3 protein-coding genes are annotated in these 2,810 nt (G+C 66.8%); 2 read left to right on the top strand and 1 reads right to left on the bottom strand.

Annotation, left to right across the window (positions count from 1 at the left end):
• Both ASG95_RS22035 and ASG95_RS09965 read left to right on the top strand, forming a co-directional pair.
• Positions 1-247: hypothetical protein (locus ASG95_RS22035; protein ID WP_369820374.1), on the top strand; the 247-nt coding region annotated here is incomplete at its 5' end.
• A gap of 278 nt (positions 248-525) precedes the next feature.
• A complete protein-coding gene (locus ASG95_RS09965) occupies positions 526-1,227 on the top strand; it encodes a DUF4386 family protein (RefSeq protein WP_057378845.1) in 702 nt (233 codons plus the stop codon).
• 170 nt (positions 1,228-1,397) lie between these two features.
• On the opposite strand, the gene ASG95_RS09970 is transcribed toward ASG95_RS09965, so the two are convergent.
• Positions 1,398-2,093, bottom strand: a complete 696-nt coding sequence (locus ASG95_RS09970; protein ID WP_157581915.1) for a hypothetical protein — start codon at positions 2,091-2,093, stop codon at positions 1,398-1,400.
• Positions 2,094-2,810: the final 717 nt, after the last annotated feature.

Genomic DNA, 2,810 nt, shown 5'->3' on the forward strand with positions numbered 1-2,810 from the left:
GGAAGCTGCGCAGAAGATCGGCTCGCTAGTGGCACCAGAAGGCACGCTGCTGGTCCTTGCGACCACCCGGGACGAAGGGTCCGAGGTGAAGGGACCGCCGTGGCCGCTGTCCCGTGTAGAGCTGGAGGACTTTGCCCACGGCGACCTCATCCTGCGCCGGGTCGAGCGGATCGAGGGCGGCGCTTGGTGGCGAGCCGAACTCTCAAGGGGAGAGGCACATTCGACCAATCACGCGGGCGGCTCATAGATCGGCTCCTGCCTGTGGTCATCTCGCGGTGGAATGACGCACCACCCGGACTGCGGCAGATGAGTGCGTTTCCCGAGTCAGCCTTTGGTAGCGCCACAACAGCGACTGGGTAGGCCAGGGCGTGGATCGGGGTAATCCCCGATGTTGATCGCGGCTACACAAGAGCATGCTGTGGCCGTGAACAAGGTTGCGCTGACGGCCCGAAGGAGTAAGAGATGAGATCGCCGCACAAAATCGGCAAAGCTGTGGAGTCCCAGCATGTGCCTGCGAGCGCGGCAGTGGCAACGAGGGGGCCGATCCCGACCCCTGCGTTCGGGGAGCGGGTCGTGGGCGCGGCGGCGATCGCGTTGGTAGCTTCGTTGGTCATCCAAACCGTGATGTTTGGTTGGGCCGGAGCGCCCGGCTACGGGGACCCGATCAAGGAGGTGCTCGCCTGGCACCAGCAGAACCGGGACGTGGTCGCGATCGCGGTCGGCTCAGAGGCGCTGAACCTGCCGCTGCTGCTCGTGTTCCTGAGCGGTCTCCACGGGCTGGTCGAGCGTCGCGGGGGTGCGGGCGCCGACTGGTCGCGCCTCGCGGTGGCCGCGGGCGCGACTACCGCGGCGGTCTTCGCGCTCTACGCCGTTCTGTGGAACGGAGTCGTATTGTCCGCCCGCGAGCTCGCCGAGCCGAGCCCGCTGTTCCAGCTCGTCTGGCAGCTGCATGCAGGAGCATTCGCTCTGGCGCTGTTGGCGCTCGGCACCACCTTCATCGGCGCTGCGCAAGCGGCGCATGCGAGTCGGCTGGCGGCGCCGTGGCAGCGTGTGCTCGGCGTGGCCGGGGGAGGCCTGCTGATCGCCGTCGGGGTGGCCAACCTCGCGATCGCTGACGGCTCGCCGATCCTGTTCGTGGGGCTGCTCGGCTACGCCGCCTGGCTCGTGTGGCTGCTGGTGACCGGGGTACGGCTGGTTCTGATGCCCAGGAACGTCCCCGCTGCCTAGGAACCGTTTCCGCCACGCGGCAGCCCCGATACAAAGATGCGTCAATCTGGGCGAGCCGAAGTGACACGACCGCTCATCGGCATGAGCGGACGTCGCGGCGATCCGACTCGCGGCGGAAGGACGCGGCCGGATCGCGACTGACATGTCGGTTTCGTCTCCGAGCCGACCAGTCAGCCCAGGCCAAGCGCAGAGGCAACGACGGGCCATTCGGCGGCGGCAGTATGGGCGTGCCCGCTGATCGAGGGGTGCAGGAAGTCTTCGCTGTACTCGCCAATCCCAAGTTCCATCCGGGCGGCTGCACCACCATCGGTGTGACACTGTCGTAGTCCTTGGCATGCCCTGGCCTGCTGCGCCTCGTATGCCGCCAACAGAGTGGTTACGCGGGCGACTTCGACGTGGTTGATTGTCTTGTTTGCGGAGAAGAGGAAGCAGGGCCGGTTGGCGATGAAGTCCTTGGGAGTGGTGGGTTGGGCCGCGATGACTTTGGCGTAGCTCGCGGGTCGTCCTGGATCGCCGATCAGGACCACGGTGGCGTTCGGCGAGGCCTTCAGGACCGTGTGCACAGCCTTCGTCACGTTGTCACGGAACTCGGGATAGTGCTGCGGATCGGTTCCGTCGCATCGGAGGTCGGTGCCCACGATCTGCACGATGAGCAGCGCCGGATAGGGCACCCGGGTAAGTCCCTCGGTGACCTGGTCGGGCAGGCGGTCGGACTCTGCGCCGTCACTGGCAGCGTTGGCCACGTGGCCGGCCGTCTCCGGCCTCGCCGCAACCAAGCGCTGGTAGATGCTGTGCACGGCCGGGTTGGTTCCTGTCGCCCAGGAGTTGGCTTCCGTGTCGGTTCCGGGGCTCTTCGGATCCGACATGTACCCGGTCATGCCGGAGTGACCGACGGCGATGACCCCGATTGGGTGTTCTGGGCTTCCTGTTGCGATTGCCGTCGCGGATTCAGTCGAACGGCCGCTGTTCGAGGTCGGGGGGGACGGAGATTGCGGGCTACCGGCACAGCCGGCGACCGCCGCGAGCAGCATGAGGGTTCCCGCACTGCTGGTCCGGTGTCTGCGCACGACTGATGACCCTTAGAACGTCTCTGCCCCCGGTTCGGAGCGAGCCACTCTCATGATGCCGTCGTTCGTCCGCGGCCGCACCCCAATGACGTGGTGAAGGGGATCGTTCGTCACGGAACCTGAAGCCCTGTCAACGGCATGTGAGTGCGTATGGCCGGCCAGCTCGCGGCGGTGTGACGCGCCCACGCTCCGTAGAGCCGTAGGGTGCGCTTGCAGCGCGTGGCCGCCGAGCATCTCGACGTGCGGGTCTTCGCTACTGGCCGGCGCTCGTGATTGCCCAAAGCGCGCGGCGCTCCCACTGCGCGAGCGTCACGGGCCGGGGCCGGTGGGTTGAGGAACCCGGTGGGGCGACGGCTCCACCGATGGTCTCTGGTGCTCTCATTCCAGCGAGTGCACAATCAGGCAGATCGCACGGTCACCGAGGGTGGAGGCTTCATGACGTTGACGCAGAGTTTCATCGTGCAACGAGACGCAGCCAATCCGGGCCCCTGGCAGGTTCTCGCTGGAGGCGATCGC

It is taken from the genome of Phycicoccus sp. Soil803 (assembly GCF_001429685.1).
GTDB lineage: Bacteria > Actinomycetota > Actinomycetes > Actinomycetales > Dermatophilaceae > Pedococcus.

Excerpts from the sequence above, each read along its gene's own strand:
- ASG95_RS09970 (WP_157581915.1), bottom strand. The coding sequence starts at position 2,093 with ATGTCGGATCCGAAGAGCCCCGGAACCGACACGGAAGCCAACTCCTGG.